This window comes from Streptomyces sp. NPDC091279, from assembly GCF_044757465.1.
Classification (GTDB): Bacteria; Actinomycetota; Actinomycetes; order Streptomycetales; family Streptomycetaceae; genus Streptomyces.
Genome location: NZ_JBIVVA010000003.1, coordinates 597,499 through 617,348, shown reverse-complemented (window position 1 = coordinate 617,348; position 19,850 = coordinate 597,499). Strand labels below are relative to the sequence as shown.

Annotated in this window: 20 protein-coding genes; 12 read left to right on the top strand and 8 right to left on the bottom strand. The window is 72.2% G+C overall.

Annotated features, from left to right (window positions below; translation table 11 throughout):
• The first annotated feature begins 23 nt into the window (after positions 1-23).
• Genes asnB through ACIQOU_RS09680 form a run of 3 tightly spaced genes read left to right on the top strand, consistent with a single transcriptional unit; the run spans position 24 to position 4,092 of the window.
• Positions 24-1,817, top strand: a complete 1,794-nt coding sequence (gene asnB, locus ACIQOU_RS09690) for an asparagine synthase (glutamine-hydrolyzing) (RefSeq protein WP_401535578.1) — start codon at positions 24-26, stop codon at positions 1,815-1,817.
• Entirely contained in the window at positions 1,814-2,818 is a 1,005-nt protein-coding gene (locus ACIQOU_RS09685; RefSeq protein WP_401535577.1) for a PrpF domain-containing protein, read from the top strand. Before asnB ends, ACIQOU_RS09685 begins: the two co-directional genes overlap by 4 nt.
• A 2-nt stretch (positions 2,819-2,820) precedes the next feature.
• Entirely contained in the window at positions 2,821-4,092 is a 1,272-nt protein-coding gene (locus tag ACIQOU_RS09680; protein WP_401535576.1) for an MFS transporter, read from the top strand.
• Positions 4,093-4,273: 181 nt separating this feature from the next.
• Here ACIQOU_RS09680 and ACIQOU_RS09675 read toward each other — a convergent pair whose 3' ends face one another.
• Complete coding sequence (locus ACIQOU_RS09675) at positions 4,274-4,807, bottom strand: NUDIX hydrolase (protein WP_401535574.1); 534 nt, start codon at positions 4,805-4,807, stop codon at positions 4,274-4,276.
• Between the two features lie 80 nt (positions 4,808-4,887).
• Complete coding sequence (locus tag ACIQOU_RS09670) at positions 4,888-5,541, bottom strand: FMN-dependent NADH-azoreductase (RefSeq protein WP_401535572.1); 654 nt, start codon at positions 5,539-5,541, stop codon at positions 4,888-4,890.
• 150 nt (positions 5,542-5,691) lie between these two features.
• On the opposite strand from ACIQOU_RS09670, the gene ACIQOU_RS09665 reads away from it, so the two are divergent.
• The 4 genes from ACIQOU_RS09665 (at position 5,692) to ACIQOU_RS09650 (ending at position 8,933) form a co-directional block, all read left to right on the top strand.
• Positions 5,692-6,054: a winged helix-turn-helix transcriptional regulator gene (locus tag ACIQOU_RS09665; protein WP_401535571.1), complete on the top strand. Its 363-nt coding sequence runs from the start codon at positions 5,692-5,694 to the stop codon at positions 6,052-6,054.
• A 157-nt stretch (positions 6,055-6,211) separates the two neighbouring features.
• On the top strand, positions 6,212-7,636 hold the full coding sequence (locus tag ACIQOU_RS09660; RefSeq protein WP_401535569.1) for a DUF2252 domain-containing protein: 1,425 nt from the start codon (positions 6,212-6,214) through the stop codon (positions 7,634-7,636).
• 82 nt (positions 7,637-7,718) lie between these two features.
• A complete protein-coding gene (locus ACIQOU_RS09655; RefSeq protein WP_401535566.1) occupies positions 7,719-8,546 on the top strand; it encodes a hypothetical protein in 828 nt (275 codons plus the stop codon).
• A gap of 57 nt (positions 8,547-8,603) precedes the next feature.
• Positions 8,604-8,933, top strand: a complete 330-nt coding sequence (locus tag ACIQOU_RS09650; RefSeq protein ID WP_401535820.1) for a rhodanese-like domain-containing protein — start codon at positions 8,604-8,606, stop codon at positions 8,931-8,933.
• A gap of 363 nt (positions 8,934-9,296) precedes the next feature.
• On the opposite strand, the gene ACIQOU_RS09645 is transcribed toward ACIQOU_RS09650, so the two are convergent.
• Genes ACIQOU_RS09645 through paaA form a run of 5 tightly spaced genes read right to left on the bottom strand, consistent with a single transcriptional unit; the run spans position 9,297 to position 12,913 of the window.
• Positions 9,297-10,358, bottom strand: a complete 1,062-nt coding sequence (locus ACIQOU_RS09645; protein ID WP_401535564.1) for a 2Fe-2S iron-sulfur cluster-binding protein — start codon at positions 10,356-10,358, stop codon at positions 9,297-9,299.
• Positions 10,358-10,912 (bottom strand): 1,2-phenylacetyl-CoA epoxidase subunit PaaD, encoded by a 555-nt coding sequence (gene paaD / locus ACIQOU_RS09640; RefSeq protein WP_401535562.1) that lies wholly within the window; start codon positions 10,910-10,912, stop codon positions 10,358-10,360. The genes ACIQOU_RS09645 and paaD overlap by 1 nt, the downstream gene beginning before the upstream one ends.
• Positions 10,906-11,628: a 1,2-phenylacetyl-CoA epoxidase subunit PaaC gene (gene paaC / locus ACIQOU_RS09635; RefSeq protein ID WP_401535560.1), complete on the bottom strand. Its 723-nt coding sequence runs from the start codon at positions 11,626-11,628 to the stop codon at positions 10,906-10,908. The genes paaD and paaC overlap by 7 nt, the downstream gene beginning before the upstream one ends.
• Positions 11,625-11,912, bottom strand: a complete 288-nt coding sequence (paaB, locus tag ACIQOU_RS09630; RefSeq protein WP_401535558.1) for a 1,2-phenylacetyl-CoA epoxidase subunit PaaB — start codon at positions 11,910-11,912, stop codon at positions 11,625-11,627. The genes paaC and paaB overlap by 4 nt, the downstream gene beginning before the upstream one ends.
• Positions 11,909-12,913: a 1,2-phenylacetyl-CoA epoxidase subunit PaaA gene (paaA, locus tag ACIQOU_RS09625; protein WP_401535556.1), complete on the bottom strand. Its 1,005-nt coding sequence runs from the start codon at positions 12,911-12,913 to the stop codon at positions 11,909-11,911. The genes paaB and paaA overlap by 4 nt, the downstream gene beginning before the upstream one ends.
• Positions 12,914-13,155: 242 nt before the next feature.
• On the opposite strand from paaA, the gene ACIQOU_RS09620 reads away from it, so the two are divergent.
• Genes ACIQOU_RS09620 through ACIQOU_RS09610 form a run of 3 tightly spaced genes read left to right on the top strand, consistent with a single transcriptional unit; the run spans position 13,156 to position 15,897 of the window.
• Complete coding sequence (locus tag ACIQOU_RS09620) at positions 13,156-13,929, top strand: DUF5819 family protein (RefSeq protein ID WP_401535554.1); 774 nt, start codon at positions 13,156-13,158, stop codon at positions 13,927-13,929.
• Complete coding sequence (locus ACIQOU_RS09615; protein WP_401535552.1) at positions 13,926-15,146, top strand: HTTM domain-containing protein; 1,221 nt, start codon at positions 13,926-13,928, stop codon at positions 15,144-15,146. Before ACIQOU_RS09620 ends, ACIQOU_RS09615 begins: the two co-directional genes overlap by 4 nt.
• Before the next feature lie 10 nt (positions 15,147-15,156).
• The gene (locus tag ACIQOU_RS09610) at positions 15,157-15,897 is read left to right on the top strand and encodes a TrmH family RNA methyltransferase (RefSeq protein ID WP_401535550.1); all 741 of its coding nucleotides are present in this window, start codon (positions 15,157-15,159) and stop codon (positions 15,895-15,897) included.
• Positions 15,898-15,903: 6 nt separating this feature from the next.
• On the opposite strand, the gene paaN is transcribed toward ACIQOU_RS09610, so the two are convergent.
• Positions 15,904-17,595: a phenylacetic acid degradation protein PaaN gene (paaN, locus tag ACIQOU_RS09605; protein ID WP_401535548.1), complete on the bottom strand. Its 1,692-nt coding sequence runs from the start codon at positions 17,593-17,595 to the stop codon at positions 15,904-15,906.
• A 148-nt stretch (positions 17,596-17,743) separates the two neighbouring features.
• Between paaN and ACIQOU_RS09600 the strand changes: the two genes are divergently transcribed.
• Entirely contained in the window at positions 17,744-19,261 is a 1,518-nt protein-coding gene (locus tag ACIQOU_RS09600; protein ID WP_401535546.1) for a 3-hydroxyacyl-CoA dehydrogenase, read from the top strand.
• On the top strand, positions 19,258-19,848 hold the full coding sequence (locus tag ACIQOU_RS09595; protein WP_401535544.1) for a TetR/AcrR family transcriptional regulator: 591 nt from the start codon (positions 19,258-19,260) through the stop codon (positions 19,846-19,848). Before ACIQOU_RS09600 ends, ACIQOU_RS09595 begins: the two co-directional genes overlap by 4 nt.
• The last annotated feature ends 2 nt before the right edge of the window (positions 19,849-19,850 follow it).

Sequence of the window (19,850 nt, the reverse complement as noted above, 5' to 3'; positions counted from 1 at the left end):
GAAAGAGGACGGATTCCACGCCCATGTGCCGTGTATTCGGCCTGCTCGACCCTCGACTGAACCACGATGAACTGCACCGGCAGGGCCACGAACTGGCCCGGTCGCTGCGCCACGGCGGTCCGGACGGGCACGCACACCGAGTCTTCGACGGAATCCTTGTCGGCGGGACCAGACTGGCCATCTCCGACCCCGAGCAAGGGTGGCAGCCGTTCACCACCGACGGCTTCACGGTCTTCTACAACGGCGAGATCTACAACGCGCCCGCACTGCGCCGCACCCTCGCAGCCAGTGGCGTGCGCTTCCGTACCCGCTGCGACGGGGAGGTGCTGGCGCCGCTCCTGGCCCGGCACGGGGCAGCCGCCGGTGAACTGCTGGATGGCATGTTCACCGTCGTTGCCTATGAGCACCGCACCCGGCGGCTCATCCTGCTCCGGGACCGGTCGGGGATCAAACCGCTCTACCTCTTCCACGAGGGCGGGCGGTTCGGGTTCGCCTCCGAGATCCCGGCGCTGCTGGCGCTGCGCGGCGGACGGGCCCAGCCGGACCTGGACGGACTGGACCGGTACCTGCGTCTGAAGGCCGTCTTCGGCGCCGCGCCCGAGCCGGGGGCACTGGGCGACCCCACCCTTGTGGAAGGGGTGCGCTCGCTCCCTCCCGGACACGCGCTCCAGCTCTCACCCGACGCGCCACCCACCATGACCGCCCTGGCAGAGGTGCCCGCGCGGGCCCGCAGCACCGACCCCGCGGAGGACCTCGCCAAGCGGTTCCCCGATCTGATCGCCGAGATGCTTCCGACGGATGTGCCCTACTGCGCGGTGCTCTCAGGCGGGCTCGACTCCTCGGTGGTCGCCACACTGGCCGCTCGGGCGGGCGGCTCGCTCACGGCCTTCACCGTGGTCCCCCGCCGTCCGTCGGCCTATACCGAGCTGCCCTTCGCTCAGCAGGTCGCCCAGGCCACCGGGGCTCGGCTCGAACAGGTCGCGGTGGGCGGTGCGGACCTGCCCGAGCTGCTGCCCGAGGTGGTCCGCGCGCTCGGCCAGCCCAACTCCGATCCGATCATCGTCAGCACCTACCGGCTGTTCCAGACCGTACGAGCGGCCGGCTACCCGGTGGCACTCACCGGTGACGCGAGCGACGAGGTCTTCGGTGGATACGACCGGTTCCGCTCGCTCGCGCAGAGCGGCGACCTCGGCGCCTACCGGCAGGCGCTGTCCGGGGTCCCTGCCGCATGGCGTCGTCGCCTCTACAGCGAGGACACCCTGCACGCTCTGCACAGCCGCCGACGGCCGGACGACACCCCACTGGACCTGTCGTGCGCCGACCGCGACCCCACGGAGGCGGTGACCACGTTCGAGCTGCGACACCGGCTGCCGGTCTACCACTTGCAGCGGCTGGACCACCTCAGCGCCGCCCACTCCGTCGAGGCGCGCGTGCCCTTCTGCCGCGACGACGTCACCGCCCTCGGCCGATCCCTGCGCACATCCGACAAGCTGGGGCCCGACGGGGCCGTGAAGGTACCGCTGGCAACCGCGGCCACCCGGCACGGGTGGGCCCCGGAATCCGTCGTCGACCGGCCCAAGCAGCCCTTCACCTTCCGGCTGTCCGAGCACCTGTTGGAGGACGGGGGCACGGCCCTGGAATGGGCCCGACAGGTTCTCACGGACCCCAGCGCCCAGCGCGGTCTGTTCGATCAGGAGCACGTGGAGAAGACCCTCGCGGAGTTCGAGGAGCAGCGCAGCGAGTTCCTGGCACACGCCGTGTGGTCCCTGCTCGTCCTGGAGCTGTGGCTGCAACAGATCTCCGGAGGCAGGCGATGACCACGCTCACCCATGAGTCGGTCAGGGCGGTCGGTGTCGACATCGGCCTGTGGACAGTCGGCGGCGCCGCCGCTCCCACGCTCGTCGTCGCCAGTTCCCGTCGCCTCGTCGATCCGCTCCCCGTACTGGAGACCGCCGTCGCCACCATCGGCCGGCCGGTGAGCAAGGTCGCCCTGGCTCACCCGGCGGCCGACGGTCCTTCGGCGGACGCCGAGTACGTCTTCGCACAGGTCGTCGAGCGGGCCGACGGCAAGGCACTCGACCTCACCCCGGAGTGCGGGCACTCCATGCTCGCCACCGCCACCCATCTGTGGGCCCGCGGCCGGGTCCGACCCGCAGGCGGACCGCTCAGACTGCTCACCCACCGCTCGGGCTCGCCCAGGGTGGTGGAGTGCCGGATCGAGTCGCTCGACGCACGAGCCGGTGCCTACACGGCGGGGCTCGCGTTCCCGCTCAACGCTCACACGACGGACGGCGGAGCCAGGTCGGCGGACGAGGACTTCCCGCTGGGCCGGACACCGCTCTGGCTGCGTGTCACGGGCTCGCGCCTTCCCCTGCCCGTCATCGTCGTGCAGAGCGGCAACCCGTACGCCTTCGTGGACGCGTCGGCTCTCGGTATCACCGGCCGGGACGCGCTGATGGCGGCTGGGGAGGACATTCGCCAGGCGCTGCGGGAAGTCCGGGCACAGCTGGCGCCCCGGCTCGGGCTGGGGCAGTCCGAGGTACTGCCGAAGCCGGCTCTGGTGGTCCGCACGGAACAGGGCGACACGTACGCCCGCGCGCTGTCCACCGATCACTGGCACCCGGGACTGGCCCTCACCGGCCTCGTCGCGCTGGCCACGCTGACGGCCGATACCACGACGGAGGACACCGACCTCGTGATCGGGCATCCCGGAGGCACATCGGAGATCGGCCTGCGCACCCGGCCGGATGGTTGCCGGGTGGTGGTGGTCGCCGACCGTCGAGTGACCCGTCTCGCCCAACTGCCCCTGGAAATCTGACCATGCGTCTCATCCCCGATGACCGTACCCAGCGCTGGCTGGCGCTGGGCAACCTCGTCAACATGGCGGGGACGGGAGCCACCCTCTCGGCTCTCGTGATCTTCCTGGCCCAGGTCAAACATCTGCCTCTGGCGCAGGCGGCCTCACTGCTCACCGTCAGTGGCCTGGTCGGCGTCCTGGGCGCCGTACCTCTCGGACAGCTCAGTGACCGGTGCGGGCCGCGGGCTGTGGCCATCGGAGCGGAACTGGTCTGCGCGGCCGCCACCTGCGTCCTGCTGCTGGCCGGGAATGTGTGGATCTGCGCCTTGGCGCTGGCCACCAAACAGCTGGCGACCAGCGGGAACACGGCCGCCCGCGCGACCCTCATGGGCAAGCTCGTACCACCCGAACGGCGCGCGGCCCTGCGTGCCTACCAGCGCAGCGTCACCAATGTGGGTTTCACCGTCGGCGCCCTCGGGTCGGGACTGGTCCTGGCCTCGGACAGCACGGCGGCGATCTACGCACTGCTCGGCGTGGACGCGGTGACTTTCTGTTTCAGCGCCTTCGCCACGGCACGGTTGCCTCGGGTGGATCGCGGCTCCCGAGGGCGCGGACTCGCCGCCGACGCGCTGAGCGACCCCGGCTACGTGTCCGTGGCAGCGCTCAACGCGTTGCACTCGCTGAACCGGTCCGTGGTGTCCGTAGGAATCCCGCTCTGGGTGATCTACGGCTCCTCGCTCCCGCGCTGGGCGGTGTCCGCCGCCATGATCCTCAACACGACCGTCATCGTCGTGCTCCAGGTTCCGCTCAGCAAACAGGCCGAGGACGTCCGCCGATCCGGTCGGGCTCTGCTCACCGGAGGCCTCTGCACTGCGGTGGGCTGCGCCGCGCTGGCCCTCGGCGCCACCTTGCCGACGGCTGCCGTGTGGCTGCTGTTCGTCCTGGCCTGTCTGACACTCGCCCTCGGTGAGATCCTGGGTGCCGCCGCGGGCTGGACGCTCTCGTACGACCTGGCCCCCGATGAGCTGCTGGGACAGTACCAAGGGCTGTGGCAACTCATCGCGGACGGTTCGTCGAAGGCGGCAGGCCCTGCCGTCATCGGCGGGGCGGTCGCGGTCGGCTCCCTCGGCTGGACCGCGCTGGCAGGAGGATGTGCCCTACTGGCCGTGGCCAGTCCCCCCATCGTCAGCTGGGCACCGACCCGGACACGCAGACACCGCACGGCCAAGAACACCGGCCCCGGTGTCGCCGCCGAGGCTGCTGTAGCGGAACGCCACCGTGCTGAACCCACCTGACCGGCGCAGGGTGCCCGCCACAGCCGTGAGTACCTGGCCTCTGTCGCCGCCGAACTCGACAGGCGCCCACGCACAACGCTCGGCCGGGAAACCCCGGCCGAGCGCTCGCCAAGCTGCTCGCGGCTCGATCAACTCACCACGGGTTGCCATGCCCCCTGGAATTCGCCCGGGCCGGGGGTTTTCACGTGGTGGTGGAGGTGAGGAGCAGGGCCATGACGCCTACCAGGGTTGCGCTGCTGACTATCTGGCGGGTGGTGATCATGTGGGGGATGTCGGTCAGGGGAATCCACTCGACGCGGTCGGACTCGTTGCGTTCCGTGGGTTCGCCGATGCGGCGCAGGCCGTCCGCGCGGAAGACGAAGTGCCGGGAGTCGGTGATGCCGGCGGCCGGTTGCGCGTAGACCAACTCCCGCGTCGTCTCCGGGCGCCAGCCGGTCTCCTCCTCCAGTTCGCGGGCGGCGGCCGTGGCCGGGCTCTCGCCGTCCTCGATCAGGCCCATGGGCAACTCCCAGGCCCAGGTGTCCGTGACGAAGCGGTGGCGCCACATCATCAGGACGCGGTCCTGGTCGTCCACGGCCGCGGTGACGGCGAGGTCGCGCAGCCGCACCACGTGGTAGTCGGTGCGGACGCCGTCGGGTTGCTCCACGTCCAGCGAGCGCAGGCGTACCCACGGGGTGTCGTGAATCGTGCGTTCGCCGTGGATCGTCCACTTCATGGCTGCCTGCTTCCGTCCGGGGCCCGCTTCTTCTCGGTGGCCCAGTAGATCGTGAGGCACCGGGAGTCGGTAGGGCGCGGTCAGGCGGCCTGGGGGGTGGACAGGGACGTGGCCTGCTGGGCGGCCTCGGTCAGGGCGCGGGCGCGGGAGGCCTCGTAGAGGGGGATCAGGTCGGCCATCGCCGGGTTGTGCGGGGCCATCGTCAGCTCCGGGACGATGAAGCGCAGGTCGGTGGCGAGGGCGTCGGCGAAGATCGCGCTCAGGTAGTTCTGGACGTACTCGTAGCCCTCGCGCGGGGTGCCGGGCGCGTAGGAGCCGCCGCGGCTCGCGACCACGGTGACCGGGACGCCCTTGATGCGGGAGTCCTCGGCGTTGGCGGTGCGGCCCATCAGGATCACGTTGTCCAGCCAGGCCTTGAGCGTCGAGGGGATCGTGAAGTTGTACATCGGGGCGCCGATCAGGACGGCGTCCGCGCGCTCCAGTTCCTCGATCAGCTCCAGTCGCTCGGCGAACGCCGCCGCCTGCTCGGGCGTGTGCGTCGACGGGTCGGCGAAACCGGCGGTGTGGGCGTCGGCGGTGAGGTGCGGCACCGGGTGTGTGGCCAGGTCGCGGTGGATCACCGTGCCGTCCGGGTGCTGCTCGGTCCAGGCCTGCCGGAAGGCGTCCGTGACGGCGCGGGAGGCGGAGGCGCCGGCCGGGAGCACGGAGGAGTCGATGTGCAGAAGCGTAGGCATGAGGTCTCCCTGGGGGGGCGTGGGCAGGGCGGTAGGCGGAGCGCGGGCCGACGGGCCCGGACGCCTCGCTGAGGAATCGTTCCTAACTATGAATAGCATAGCCACTTACTTTTTTTCATCCGCGTACGGTGAGGCAGTACTCTGGGCGGCATGACGGGCGAGGAACCACACGGCCCCGGGGCGTGCAAGAAGGTCGATGCCGGGATCTCCCGCGTCTTCCAGTTGCTCGGGAAACGCTGGACCGGGCCGATCGTGGCCGTACTGACCGGCGGTCCCGCCTACTTCGTCGACCTGCGACGCGCGGTGCCGGGCATCAGCGAGCGCATGCTCTCCGACCGGCTCACCGAACTCGCCGCCGCCGGGCTCCTGGTGCGGGAGGTGGACGAGGGGCCGCCGTTGCGGGTCTCGTACCGGCTCACCGAGGCGGGGGCGGCGTTGGAACCCGCGCTGGGGAAGCTCAAGGAGTGGGCGGCGGCCCATCTGCCGGAGGAGCAGCGGCCGCAGGGGTGTTGAGGTGCGGGGCGGCCCTGGTTGTCCACAGGGGTGGGCGGGGTGCGGGTGCCAGGTTGTCCACAAGTCGCCGGTTGTCCACAGGGTCTGACACGTTTCGGCCACCCGCTGTACGGTCGGCACGAGTTGATGTCCGTGCGGTGCGGGGGAGGCGGTCGTGGTGACCGGAGTGGATGGCGTCGAGGTTCCGGCGGGGCGGGCGCGGCGGTTGGCGCGGGTGCCGGGGCTGGCGGAGTTCCCGGCCACGGGGTCGCCCAAGGACGAGGGGAAGGCGCTGCGCAAGGCTCTTCCGAGGTCCGCGCACGCCTCGTTCGACGTGGACGGTTCACGGCCGGACGCGGTCACCGCCGTCGAGGAGTCCCATCGCGGCCGGATTCCCGAGCTGACGCCGATACGGGCGGGCCGGATGGCGGCCACACCGTTCGCCTTCCTGCGCGGCTCGGCCGGTCTCATGGCCTACGACCTGGCCCGCACCCCGATGACCCGCATCCGCGCCCAGCTCTGCGGCGACGCCCACGCGGCCAACTTCGGCCTCTACGGGGACGCGCGCGGCGGTCTGGTGATGGATCTGAACGACTTCGACGAGACCGTCGAGGGCCCCTGGGAATGGGATCTGAAACGGCTCACCGCCTCCCTGGTGCTGGCGGGCCGCGAGGCCGGTGCCGACGAGGACCGGTGCCACAAGGCGGCCAGGGACGCGGCCGGTGCCTACCGGCGCACGATGCGGCTGCTGGCCAAGCTCCCGGTGCTGGACGCGTGGAACGCGATCGCGGACGAGGAGCTGGTCTCCCACACCGACGCCCATGACCTGCTCGGCACCCTGGAGCGGGTCTCGGAGAAGGCGCGGGCCAACACCAGCGGACGGTTCGCCGCGAAGTCGACCGAGCCGACCGAGGACGGCGGGCGGCGCTTCGTCGACGCCCAGCCGGTGCTGCGCCGGGTCGCCGACGCGGAGGCCGAGGCGGTCACCGCGTCGCTGGCCGCCTACCTGGACACGCTCTCCGAGGACCGCCTCCCACTGCTGGCCCGGCACGCGGTGCACGACGTGGCCTTCCGGGTCGTCGGCACGGGCAGCGTCGGCACCCGGTCCTACGTCGTCCTGCTCCTCGACCACCGGGGCGAACCGCTCGTCCTCCAGGTCAAGGAGGCCCGTCCGTCGGTGCTGGTCCCGCACCTGGCGACGGCCGGTTTCGAGACGCCCGCCGTCGCGCACGAGGGGCGCCGGGTGGTGCTCGGGCAGAAGCGGATGCAGGTGGTCAGCGACATCCTGCTGGGGTGGACGACGGTGGCCGGGCGGCCGTTCCAGGTACGGCAGTTCCGCAACCGCAAGGGCAGCGTGGACCCCGCCGCGCTCGCCGCCGACCAGATAGACGACTACGGCCGGATGACCGGCGCCCTGCTGGCCCGCGCCCACTCCCACTCCGTCGACCCCCGGCTGATCGCCGGGTACTGCGGGAAGAACGAGGAACTGGACGACGCGCTGGCCGACTTCGCCGTCGCCTACGCCGACCGCACCGAGGCCGACCACGCGGCTCTGGTCGCCGGTGTGCGGGCGGGGCGGGTCGCGGCGGAGCTGGGGGTGTGACCCGGTGCCGGGGCGGTACGCGAGGTGGGGGCGGGTTCGGGCGGCCGGGTTCGGGGGCCGGCGGGTGGCCTAGGCTGGGCGGGTGACGAGCTCCGGATCTGATGGTGAGGCGCAGGCGGCGGCCGAGGGCGGTGCGGCGCGGCCCGAGGAGCGGTTGGAACGGGCGGTCCGGGCTGCCGAACAGGCGCTGATCGAGTACGAGATCGCGGTGGAGACGTTCCGCGTCGAGGTGGAGAACTTCTCCCGGCTGCACCACCAGAAGCTCGGCCCCATGTACACGCGCCTCGACGAGCTGGACGCCCGGATCGCCGAGCTGACGGCCGAGCGCACCGGTGACCCCGAGGACCGGCGCAAGGCGGACGAGGCACGGGCCCGCGTGATGCCGATGCCGGGTGTCGAGGAGCTGTTCCACGGCTGGATGGACGGCGAGGGGCTGTTCCCGGAGGCCGTGGCGATGCTCACCGACCAGCCGGTGCGGCCCCCGCAGCGGGTCCGCCCCAGCGACGAGGTCCGCAAGCTCTACCGCGAGCTGGCCCGCAAGGCCCACCCCGACCTGGCGCCGGAGGACAGCGAGCGGGCGCGGCGCGAGGAGTTCATCACCCGGGTCAACGCGGCCTACGCGCGCGGTGACGAGGCGCAGTTGCGCGAGCTGGCCGAGGAGTGGGCCCGGGGCCCGGTGCCCGAGGAGCGCGGCCCGAGCCACAGCGAGGACCTGTACGCCCGGCTCGAATGGCTGAGCCGGCGCAAGGAACTGCTCACCCTGGTCGCCAAGGAGATGGAGGAGAGCGCGATCGGCTCCATGCTGCGGCTCGCCCCCGACGACCCCGACCAGCTGCTGGAAGAGATCGCCGAGCAGCTGCTCGCCCAGGTCGCCGCGCGCGAGGAAGAGCTGGCCGCACTGCTCGGGTAGGCGGGTGTGGCGCCGCCCGGGTCGGGTAGCGTCAGGGACATGCAATTCGGAGCTGGTGTGCCCACGGTCGAGGTCGGTGACCTCAAGGACGGCGACTTCCTGCTGGACGTCCGCGAGGACGACGAGTGGCAGGCGGGCCATGCCGAAGGGGCCCTGCACATCCCCATCAGTGAGTTCGTGGCCCGGTACGGCGAGCTGACCGAGGCCGCCCCGCAGGACGGCCGGGTGAACGTCATCTGCCGCTCCGGCGGCCGTTCCGCCCAGGTCACGATGTATCTGGTGCAGCAGGGCATCGACGCGGTGAACGTCGACGGCGGCATGCAGCTGTGGGCGGCGGCGGGCCGACCCGTGGTGACGGACGAGGGCGCGACCGGCGTCGTCGTCTGACGAGTACGGGGAGCACGGGGTGCGTGCGGGGCGGGCGCGTGACGTGCGTTCGCCTTGCGGCGGGCGGGAGTTCGGGTTCGTCTCGCGGTGCGGGGGAGCTGGGCTTTCCGGCCTTCGGGCGCAGGACGCCGGGTGCTGGGTGCTGGGTGCCGGGTGATTGGCTCGGCTCCGATGCCGGGTGACGGTCCTGGCTCCGGTGGCCTGTGACTGTTCTGGCTCCGGTGGCGGGTGCTTGGCTTCGGTGACTGGTGACTGGTGCCCGGTGCCCGGTGGCCGGTGCCTGTTCTGGCTCCGGTGGCCGGTGGCCGGTGACTGTTGTGGTTCCGGTGGTGGGGGCTTCTTTTCGGTTCGGGGGCGGTGTTTCTACCGGTCGAAGTCGACCTCCACCTTCTCCGTCACCGGGTGGGACTGGCAGGCCAGGACATAACCCGCCGCCGTCTCCTCCGGTTCCAGGGCGAAGTTGCGGTCCATGCGGACCTCGCCGGAGACCAGGAAGGTGCGGCAGGTGCCGCAGACGCCGCCCTTGCAGGCGTACGGGGCGTCGGAACGGTTGCGCAGGACGGTGTCGAGGACGGACTCGCCCGTCTGGGCCGGCCAGGTACCGGCGCGGCCGTCGAGGCGGGCGGTCACCGTGCTGTGCGCGGGGGCCGGGGTGGCCGACGGCGCGGCGGCGGTGTCGACGTGGAAGATCTCCTCGTGGATGCGGGCGCGGGGGACGCCGATCTCGCGCAGCGCCCGCTCGGCGCCCTGCACCAGGCCGAACGGCCCGCACAGGAACCAGCCCGCCACCGCCGCCACCGGAAGCAGCGCGGGCAGCAGCCCGGTCAGGCGCTCCCGGTCGAGCCGTCCGGAGGGCAGTCCGGCCTGCTGTTCCTCCCGGGAGAGCACCGTGACCAGCTGGAAGCGGCGCGGGTAGCGGTCCTTGAGGTCGGCGACCTCCTCCAGGAACATCGTCGACGCCGTCGTCCGGTCGCTGCGGATCAGGCAGAACCGGGCCTCGGGCTCCCGGGCGAGGAGGGTCGAGACGATCGACAGGACCGGCGTGATGCCGCTGCCGCCGACGATCGCCGCGTACAGGCCGGGTGCGGGGTCGAGGGTGAAGCGGCCGGCCGGGGTCATCACCTCCACCTCGTCGCCGACGTTGATCTCCTTGAGCGCGTGCGTCGAGAACGCGCCGCCCTCCACCAGCCGCACCCCGATCCGCAGGGTGGCCGGGCCGGTGGCGTCGGGGGCGGGGGCCGGGGAGCAGATGGAGTAGGTGCGGCGGACCTCGGCGTCCTCGACGGTGCGGCGCACGGCGAGGTGCTGGCCGGGGGCGTGGCGGTACTGCGCGCGCAGGTCCTCGGGGACGGTGAGGGTGAGGGCGACGGAGTCGTCGGTGAGCCGGTCGACCGCCGCCACCGGGAGGGGATGGAAGCGGGCCATCACAACTCCTTGAAGTGGTCGAAGGGTTCACGGCAGGCCAGGCAGCGGCGCAGCGCCTTGCACGCGGTGGAGGAGAAGCGGCTGAGCAGCTCGGTGTCGGTGCTGCCGCAGTGCGGGCAGGGCACGGGGGGCAGCGTCGGCGCCGGGAGGGCCTGCGTCGGGGTTCCGGTGCGGGTGTGGGTGGGGCCCAGGGTGAGGGGGACCGGCTCCGAGGCGGCGCGGACGCGCGGGGGCGCTATGCCGAACTCCCTTAGCTTGCGGCGGCCTTCGTCGGTGATGTCGTCCGTCGACCAGGCGGGCGCGAGGACCGTGCGCACGGTGACCTCGGTCATCCCGTGGGCGTGCAGCAGTCGTTCGATGTCCGCCGACATCGCCTCGATCGCCGGGCAGCCGGTGTAGGTGGGGGTCAGCTCGACCTCGGCCGCGTCGGTGCCGTGCAGATGCACCGCGCGGACCACGCCCAGCTCGGCGAGGGTCAGCACGGGCAGCTCGGGGTCCGGCACCGAACCGGCGAGGGCCAGCAGCCGTGCCTCCAGGGCGGTGGCCGTCACCATGACGCCCCCGGGTGGCTGCGGTGCAGGTGCTGCATCTCGGCGAGCATCCGCCCGAAGGGCTCGGTGTGCAGGCCCTGTCGTCCCGCACCGGCCGTCCACGCGCCGGAGTCGGGGCCCTCGGGGACCGGCAGGGTGGCCCGGCGCAGGATCGCGCCGACCGATGCGCGCCACGCGGAGTGCAGCGCGTCGGTGTCTACGTCTAGGCCGTCGACCGGCTGGAACATCTCGCCGGTGAACCGCCACAGCGCCTCGCACCCGGCCCGCATCCGCGCGTGGCTGACGTCCGTGCCGTCGCCGAGCCGCAGCGTCCACTGCTCGGCGTGGTCGCGGTGGTAGGCGACCTCCTTGACGGCCTTCGCCGCGAGGCCCGCGAACTCGCCGGTACCGGCGGCGAGTTGCTCGTACAGCAGATGCTGGTAGGTGGAGAAGTAGAGCTGGCGGGCGATGGTGTGGGCGAAGTCGCCGTTGGGCTGCTCGACCAGCTGGAGGTGGGTGAAGGCGCGTTCCTCGCGGAGGTAGGCGAGGTCGTCCTCGTCGCCTGCCGTCGACAGCAGGACCCGGGCGTGGCCCAGCAGGTCCAGGGCGATGTTGGCGAGGGCGACCTCCTCCTCCAGCACGGGCGCGCGGCCCGCCCACTCGCCCAGGCGGTGGGAGAGGATCAGGGCGTCGTCCCCGAGGGCGAGGGCGGCCGTCGTCGTCGCGGTGGTGGCGGTCACAGGTGTTTCACCCCGTCCGGGATCTCGTAGAACGTCGGGTGCCGGTAGGGCTTGTCGGAGGCGGACTCGAAGAACGGGTCCTTCTCGTCCGGCGAGGAGGCGGTGACCGAGGCCGACGGGACGACCCAGATCGAGACGCCCTCGCCGCGCCGCGTGTACAGGTCACGCGCGTTGCGCAGGGCGAACTCCGCGTCCGGCGCGTGCAGGCTGCCGGCGTGGGTGTGCGCGAGGCCCCGGCGGGAGCGTACGAAGACCTCCCACAGCGGCCAGTCGGTGTCGGTCATGCCCGTGCTCCTTGTGCCGCGTCCGCTGTCGGGTCGGTGTGCTTGGCCGCGTACGCGGCGGCGGCCTCGCGGACCCAGGCGCCGTCCTCGTGGGCCTGCCTGCGCTGGGCGAGCCGTTGGTCGTTGCACGGGCCGTTGCCCTTGAGGACCTCGCGGAACTCCGTCCAGTCGATCGGGCCGAAGTCGTGCCGTCCCAGCGCGTCGTTCCACCGCAGGTCGGGGTCGGGGAGGGTGAGGCCGAGCGACTCGGCCTGCGGGACGCAGATGTCGACGAAGCGCTGGCGCAGCTCGTCGTTGGAGTGGCGCTTGATCTTCCACGCCGTCGACTGGGCGGAGTGCGCCGACTCGTCGTCGGGCGGGCCGAACATCATCAGAGACGGCCACCACCAGCGGTCCACCGCGTCCTGCGCCATCGCGTGCTGCTCGGGGGTGCCCCGGCTGAGGGCGAGGAGCAGCTCGTAGCCCTGGCGCTGGTGGAAGGACTCCTCCTTGCAGATCCGCACCATCGCGCGCGCGTACGGACCGTAGGAGCAGCGGCACAGCGGGACCTGGTTGGTGATCGCGGCGCCGTCCACCAGCCAGCCGATCGCGCCGACGTCGGCCCAGGTCAGCGTCGGGTAGTTGAAGATCGAGGAGTACTTCTGGCGGCCGGAGTGCAGCTTGTCCAGCAGCTCGTCGCGGCCGGTGCCGAGGGTCTCGGCGGCGCTGTACAGATACAGGCCGTGGCCCGCCTCGTCCTGGACCTTGGCCATCAGGATGGCCTTGCGGCGCAGCGAGGGCGCGCGCGTGATCCAGTTGGCCTCCGGCTGCATGCCGATGATCTCCGAGTGGGCGTGCTGGGCCATCTGTCGCACGAGGGTGGCGCGGTAGGCGTCCGGCATCCAGTCGCGTGGCTCGATGCGCTCGTCGGCGGCCACGGCGGCGTCGAAGGCGCGCTGGTAGGCACCGGGGTCGGCGGTCTCCTCGCCGGTGTACGTCTCGTGCGCCGCTGCTGTCGCCATGCGGTCCCCCTCGACCTGGGCTGGGTCCGGAACTCTGCTCCCGACCGATCGTTCGGTTCGTGCGATTCCATGGTGGGTCGGGCGTCGTAAGGTGTCAACCGCTGTGGATAACTCGTCGGGGTCGACCTCGGCGGGCGTTGCCCGGGCTGTCCGCGGGGGCTGTGAAGCACGGCCCGGCCTGAGTACCGTTCCCGTGCGAGAGCGGCGGACGGCCGACGGACCGGATCGGGAGACGGGGCGGAATGGACGCGTACGACACGGGGGCGGAGCGGACGCGCGACCCCGGCCTCCCCGTCCAACCGGCGCCCTCGCCCCCGGAGCCCGCCGCCGAGCCCGCCGCCGAGCCCGTCGAACCGGCCCCCGCCGAGCCGCCCCGCACCGGGGTGGCCGCGCTCTCCCCCCGTTACCAGGTCGGGGCCGCGCTGGCGCTCGCCGTCGTCGCCGTGACCGTCTGCGTCCACCTCGGGATGATCTTTCTCCATGTCGCGCCCTCGAACACGCTGACGAAGCAGCACGGCAAGGCGATCGACGACTGGGTGTACCCGGAGTTCGAGCAGAACTGGAAGCTGTTCGCGCCGAATCCGTTGCAGCAGAACATCTCCGTGCAGGTGCGCGCCGATGTCGGCACGGCGGACGGCGTGGTGCGCACCACCGGCTGGTACGACCTGTCGGCGCAGGACGGCCGGGCCATTGACGGCAACCTGCTGCCCAGCCACACCGACCAGAACGAACTGCGCCGCGCCTGGGACTTCTTCGTCTCCACGCACGGCGCGGACAACCGCCCCACCGGTCGGCGCGGCGCGCTCTCCGAGACGTATCTGCGGCGCATCGTGCTGCTGCGGCTGGCACGCGACGACGCGGCCGGCCGGGGCGGCACCGTGCAGCGCGTCCAGGTGCGCTCGCGCACCACCAACGTGCCGCCGCCCCCCTGGAGCGACGAGAAGGTCTCCGACCAGCCGATGTACCGGATGCTGCCCTGGTGGCCGGTGACGGACGACGACGGGAGCGCCCAGTGAACCGATTCGCCGCGTCGGTCTCCGCCGCCATCGCCCGCGTCACCGGGTCCGCGCTCGGGCCCTACCAGAGTGCCGTGATCCGGATCGGGTTCAGCGCGACCTGGCTGCTGTTCCTGGTGCGCGAGTTCCCGCACCGGCAGGAGTTGTACGGCCCGGACGGCCCCTGGGACTGGGATCTGGCGCAGCAGCTGATCGCGGGCAATCACGCCTTCACGGTGCTGATGTGGTCGGATGCGCAGGGCTGGTTCACGGCGGTGTACCTGTTCGCGGTGGTCACCGCCGCGCTGCTGCTGCTCGGCTGGCGCACCCGCACGCTGTCCGTGCTGTTCATGGTCGGCGTGCTGTCGCTACAGAACCGCAGCATCTTCATGGGCGACGGCGGCGACAACGTCCTGCATCTGATGGCGATCTACCTGGTGTTCACGCGCTGCGGCCAGGTCTGGTCGCTGGACGCCCGCCGGGCCTCTCGCGCGCGGGACGCACGCGCGCGGGGCGAGCAGGTCACCGATCGCGTCGGACCCGCGCTGTGGGTCGTCCTCGGCTTCGTGCTGGTCGTCGCCACCTCGGGGGGCCTCCTCGACGACACCGATCCGACCGTGCCGGTGATCCTCTACCTGGTCTGGCTGGGCGTGGCGGTGCGGTGGATCGTCGAACGGCGGGCCACGGGGCGTGAGCCGCGGATTCTGCTGGACGTGATCACCGACGTCGCGCACAACGGCGCCCTGTTGGTGATCATGGCCGAGGCCTGTCTGATCTACGCGACGGCCGGCTGGTACAAGATCCAGGGCACCCGCTGGCAGGACGGCACCGCCGTCTACTACCCGCTGCACCTGGACTACTTCTCCCCCTGGCCCGCCCTCGCCGACCTGCTCGCAGGCAGCGGCACCGTGGTCATGCTGGTCACCTACGGGACGGTGATCGTGCAGGTCGCCTTCCCGTTCACACTCTTCAACCGGCGGGTCAAGAACGTCCTGCTCGCGCTGATGATGGTTGAGCACGCCGTGATCGCTGTCGTCCTCGGGCTGCCGTTCTTCTCGCTGGCGATGATCGCGGCGGACGCCGTCTTCCTGCCGACGTCGTTCCTGCGCCGCCTCGGCGGCTGGGCGGCACGCGCGCGGGGCGCCGTTCCTGACCGGCGCGGCGGCCGGGCGGCGGTGCCCGCACCGCGCTCGGCCGAGGCCACGGTGGCCGCGGACCCGCCATCCACGCGCACGTAGGCTGCACGCCATGACCGACCCCGTGAGCGTCTGGCACCAGCGCGCCGACACCGCCGTCCTGCTCGACGGCTTCCACGCCCTCAAGCATGCCGTGCGCTTCGGTGCCGACATCCCGGTGGCGGTCACCACCGACCGGACGGCCACCCTCGATCTCGCCGACGACCTCGCCCCCGACGTGCGCGACACGCTGGCCGCGCTCCTCACCGAGGTGCCGCAGGCGACGTACACGGCGCTGGTGCCGCGCCCGCATCCCACAGCCGTCGCCGCCCTCGCCGTACGGCCCTCCCGCGCCGCGCAGCTCGGGACGCTGGCGCGGCTGTCGCGGACCGCGCCCGTCGTCGTCCTCGACAACCCGCGCAACCTCGGCAACGCGGGCGCCGTGATCCGGCTCGCCGCCGGGTTCGGGGCGACCGGTGTCGTCACCACCGGCACCCTCGACCCGTGGCATCCGACGGTGGTGCGGGCCGGGGCCGGGCTGCACTTCGCGACCGCCGTGGAGCGCCTGGAGGTGGCGGAGCTGCCGGGTGGGCCGCTGTTCGCGCTGGACCCCGAGGGCGACGACATCCGGGGCGTCACGCTCCCGGACGACGCCGTCCTCGCCTTCGGTTCCGAGCGCAGCGGGCTGTCCGGTGCCCTCCGCGCGCGTGCCGACCGGCTGCTGGCGCTGCCGATGCGGCCCCAGGTCTCCAGCTACAACCTCGCGACCAGCGTGGCCATGACGCTGTACCACTGGAGCGCCGCGACCCTCTGAGGGCCGCTACGCGGGCCGGCGGACCTCGATGACGCGGAAGCGGTTCGCGACGAACGCGGCGTCCGTGAGGGCCGCGTTGGCCGCCGGGTTGCCGCCCGAGCCGTGGAAGTCGGAGAAGGCGGCCGTCTGGTTGACGTACACCCCGCCCGTCAGGTTCAGCGACAGCTGGGCCGCCTCCTGGAGGCAGACCTCCTCGACGGCCCGCTCCACCTCCGGGTCCGTGGTGTACGCGCCGACCGTCATCGCGCCCTTCTCACGGACCGTGCGCCGCAGCAGCTCCACCGCGTCGGCCGCCGAGTCCACGGCGACGGCGAAGGAGACCGGGCCGAAGCACTCGCTCATGAACGCGGCCTCGTCGTCGGGCTTGGCGCCGTCCACCGTGACGATCAGCGGGCTGCGCACGGTCGCCCCGGGGAACTCGGGGTTCGTGATCTCCCGTGAGGCCAGGGCGACTTCGCCGAGACCGGCCGCGGCCTCCAGGCGGGCCTTCACGTCCGGGTTGACCAGCGCGCCCAGCAGGCCGTTGGCGCGCGCGTCGTCGCCGAGCAGGCCGTCGACCGCGCGGGCGAGGTCGGCCACCACCTCGTCGAAGGTGCGCGGCCCGTCCTCGGTACGGATGCCGTCGCGGGGGATCAGTAGGTTCTGCGGGGTCGTGCACATCTGGCCGCTGTACAGGGAGAGCGAGAACGCCAGGTTGGCGAGCATCCCCCGGTAGTCGCCGGTCGACTCGACGACGACCGTGTTGACGCCCGCCTTCTCCGTGTAGACCTGCGCCTGACGGGCGTTGGCCTCCAGCCAGTCACCGAAAGCCGTCGAGCCGGTGTAGTCGACGATCCTGATCTCGGGGCGGACCGCGAGGGTCTTGGCGATGCCCTCGCCGGGGCGCTCGGCGGCCAGCGCCACCAGGTTCGGGTCGAAGCCCGCGTCGGCGAGCGCCTCGCGCGCGATGCGCACGGTCAGCGCGAGCGGCAGCACCGCGCGCGGGTGCGGCTTCACCAGGACCGCGTTGCCGGTGGCGAGGGAGGCGAACAGGCCGGGGAAGCCGTTCCACGTCGGGAAGGTGTTGCAGCCGATCAGCAGCGCGATGCCGCGCGGGACCGGGGTGAACGTCTTGGTCAGCTCCAGCGGGTCGCGCTTGCCCTGCGGCTTGGACCACTCGGCGCTGCCCGGGGTGCGGACCTGCTCCGCGTACGCGTACGCCACCGCCTCAAGACCCCGGTCCTGCGCGTGCGGGCCGCCTGCCTGGAACGCCATCATGAAGGCTTGGCCGCTGGTGTGCATGACCGCGTGCGCGAACTCATGGGTGCGGTCGCTGATCCGCTTCAGGATCTCCAGGCAGACCACCGCGCGGACCTCCGCGCCCGCCTCCCGCCACCTGCCCTGACCGGCTCGCATCGCGGGCAGCAGCACATCCGGGTCGGCGTGCGGGTACGTCACGCCCAGCTCGATGCCGTAGGGCGAGACCTCCGCGCCCGTCCAGTCGTCGGTGCCGGGCTGGCCGAGGTCGAGGCGGGTGCCCAGCAGGGCGTCGAAGGCGGCCTTGCCCGCGGCCGCGTCCAGACTGCCGTGCTCGCCGTAGGCCTTGGGGTGTTCGGGATGCGGGGACCAGTACGCGCGCGTACGGATCGCCTCCAGCGCCTGGTCGAGCGTGGGCCGGTGCTCGGCGATCAGCGCGTGGGCGGACGGTTCGGCGGCCATGCGGGACCAACTCCTCGTCTGGAGAACTCTTCTTCGAGCTCATGACCTGGGCGGAAACAGCCGGACAGAGTTAGAGTAACCGAACGATCGGTCGGGACAAGGGGGACCGCCGCATCTGTGGAAAACCTTGTGCGGGAGGATCGCGGCCATGACAGCACTGGACCTCAGCAGCCCCGTGGCCGTCGTGGGCACCGGCACCATGGGGCAGGGCATCGCCCAGGTGGCGCTGGCCGCCGGTCACGCCGTTCGGCTGTACGACTCCGTCGCCGGTCAGGCCGGGCGGGCCGTCGACGCGATCACCGCCCGGCTCGACCGGCTGGTGGCCAAGGACCGGCTCACCCCCGCCGAACGCGACGGGGCGCGGCGACGGCTGCTGCCCGCCGCGCACCTGACCGACCTCGCCGACTGCGCCCTCGTCGTCGAGGCCGTCGTGGAGCGGCTGGACGTCAAACAGGAGCTGTTCCGGCAGCTGGAGGACATCGTCGGCGAGGGCTGTCTGCTCGCCACCAACACCTCGTCCCTGTCGGTGACCGCCGTCGGCGGCGCCCTGCGCAACCCCGGCCGCCTCGTCGGCCTGCACTTCTTCAACCCCGCCCCGCTGCTGCCGCTGGTCGAGGTGGTCTCCGGGTACGCCGGTGACGTCACGTCGGTCACGCGCGCGTACGAGACGGCACGCGCGTGGGGCAAGACGCCGGTCGCCTGCGCGGACACCCCGGGCTTCATCGTCAACCGCATCGCCCGGCCCTTCTACGCCGAGGCGTTCGCGGTCCACGAGGCCCAGGGCGCCGACCCGGCCACCATCGACGCCGTGCTGCGCGAGTGCGGCGGCTTCCGGATGGGCGCGTTCGAACTGACCGACCTGATCGGCCAGGACGTCAACGAATCCGTCACCCACTCGGTGTGGAACTCCTTCTTCCAGGACGTGCGGTTCAGCCCGTCCCTCGCCCAGCGCCGCCTCGTCGAGTCCGGCCGCCTCGGCCGCAAGACCGGCCAGGGCTGGTACGAGTACGGCGACGGCGCCGAGCCCGCCGAGCCGCACACCGCCGAGCCCGCGCGACGGCCCGCTCACGTCGTCGTCGAGGGCGACCTCGGCCCCGCCGCCGACCTGGTCGCGCTGATCCGCGAGGCGGGCATCCCGGTCCGCGAGGAGGACGAGGACCACGGCAGCCGCCTGGTGCTGCCCGGCGGCGGCCATCTGGCGCTCGCCGACGGGCAGACCTCCGTGGAGTTCCGCGACGTCGTCTACTTCGATCTCGCCCTGGACTACCGCCGGGCCGGCCGCATCGCCCTCTCCGCCTCCCAGGACACCTCCCCCGCCACCCTCGCCGAGGCCACCGGCCTCTTCCAGGCGCTCGGCAAGGACGTCAGCGTCATCGGTGACGTCCCCGGCATGATCGTCGCGCGGACGGTCGCCCGGATCGTCGACCTCGCGCACGACGCCGTCGCCAAGGGCGTGGCCACCGAGGAGGACATCGACACCGCGATGCGCCTCGGCGTCAACTACCCCCTCGGCCCCTTCGAATGGAGCCGGAAACTCGGCCGCAACTGGGCCTACGGCCTCCTCGACGACCTCCATCTGCGCGACCCCTCGGGGCGCTACGCGCCGTCCCTGGCGCTCTACCGGCACGCGTACGCCACCGACAAACGGGAGGGCGGCACCTCATGACCACCGCCAAGCGCGACACCTACACCCCCGAGACGCTGCTCTCCGTCGCCGTCCAGGTCTTCATCGAACGCGGCTACGACGGCACCTCCATGGAGCACCTCTCCAAGGCGGCCGGCATCTCCAAGTCGTCGATCTACCACCATGTGGCCGGCAAGGAGGAGCTGCTGCGCCGGGCCGTCAGCCGGGCCCTCGACGGGCTCTTCGGGATTCTCGACGAGGAGCACGCGCGCGTGGGCGACGCCGCCGGGCGTCTGGAGTACGTCGTGCGGCGGATGGTCGAGGTGCTGCTCGCCGAGCTGCCCTATGTGACGCTGCTGCTGCGGGTGCGCGGCAACACCGACACCGAGCGGTGGGCGCTGGAGCGGCGCCGCGAGTTCGACCACCGGGTGGCCGAACTGCTCGCGGCGGCCGCCGCCGAGGGCGACGTCCGCGCCGACGTGGAGGTGCGGCTCGCGACCCGGCTGGTCTTCGGCATGATCAACTCCATCGTCGAGTGGTACCGGCCCGAGGTCCGGGGGATGGGCGAGCGCGAGGTGGCCGAGGCGGTCGTACGGCTGGTCTTCGGAGGGCTGCGCGCGGACGGGTGAGC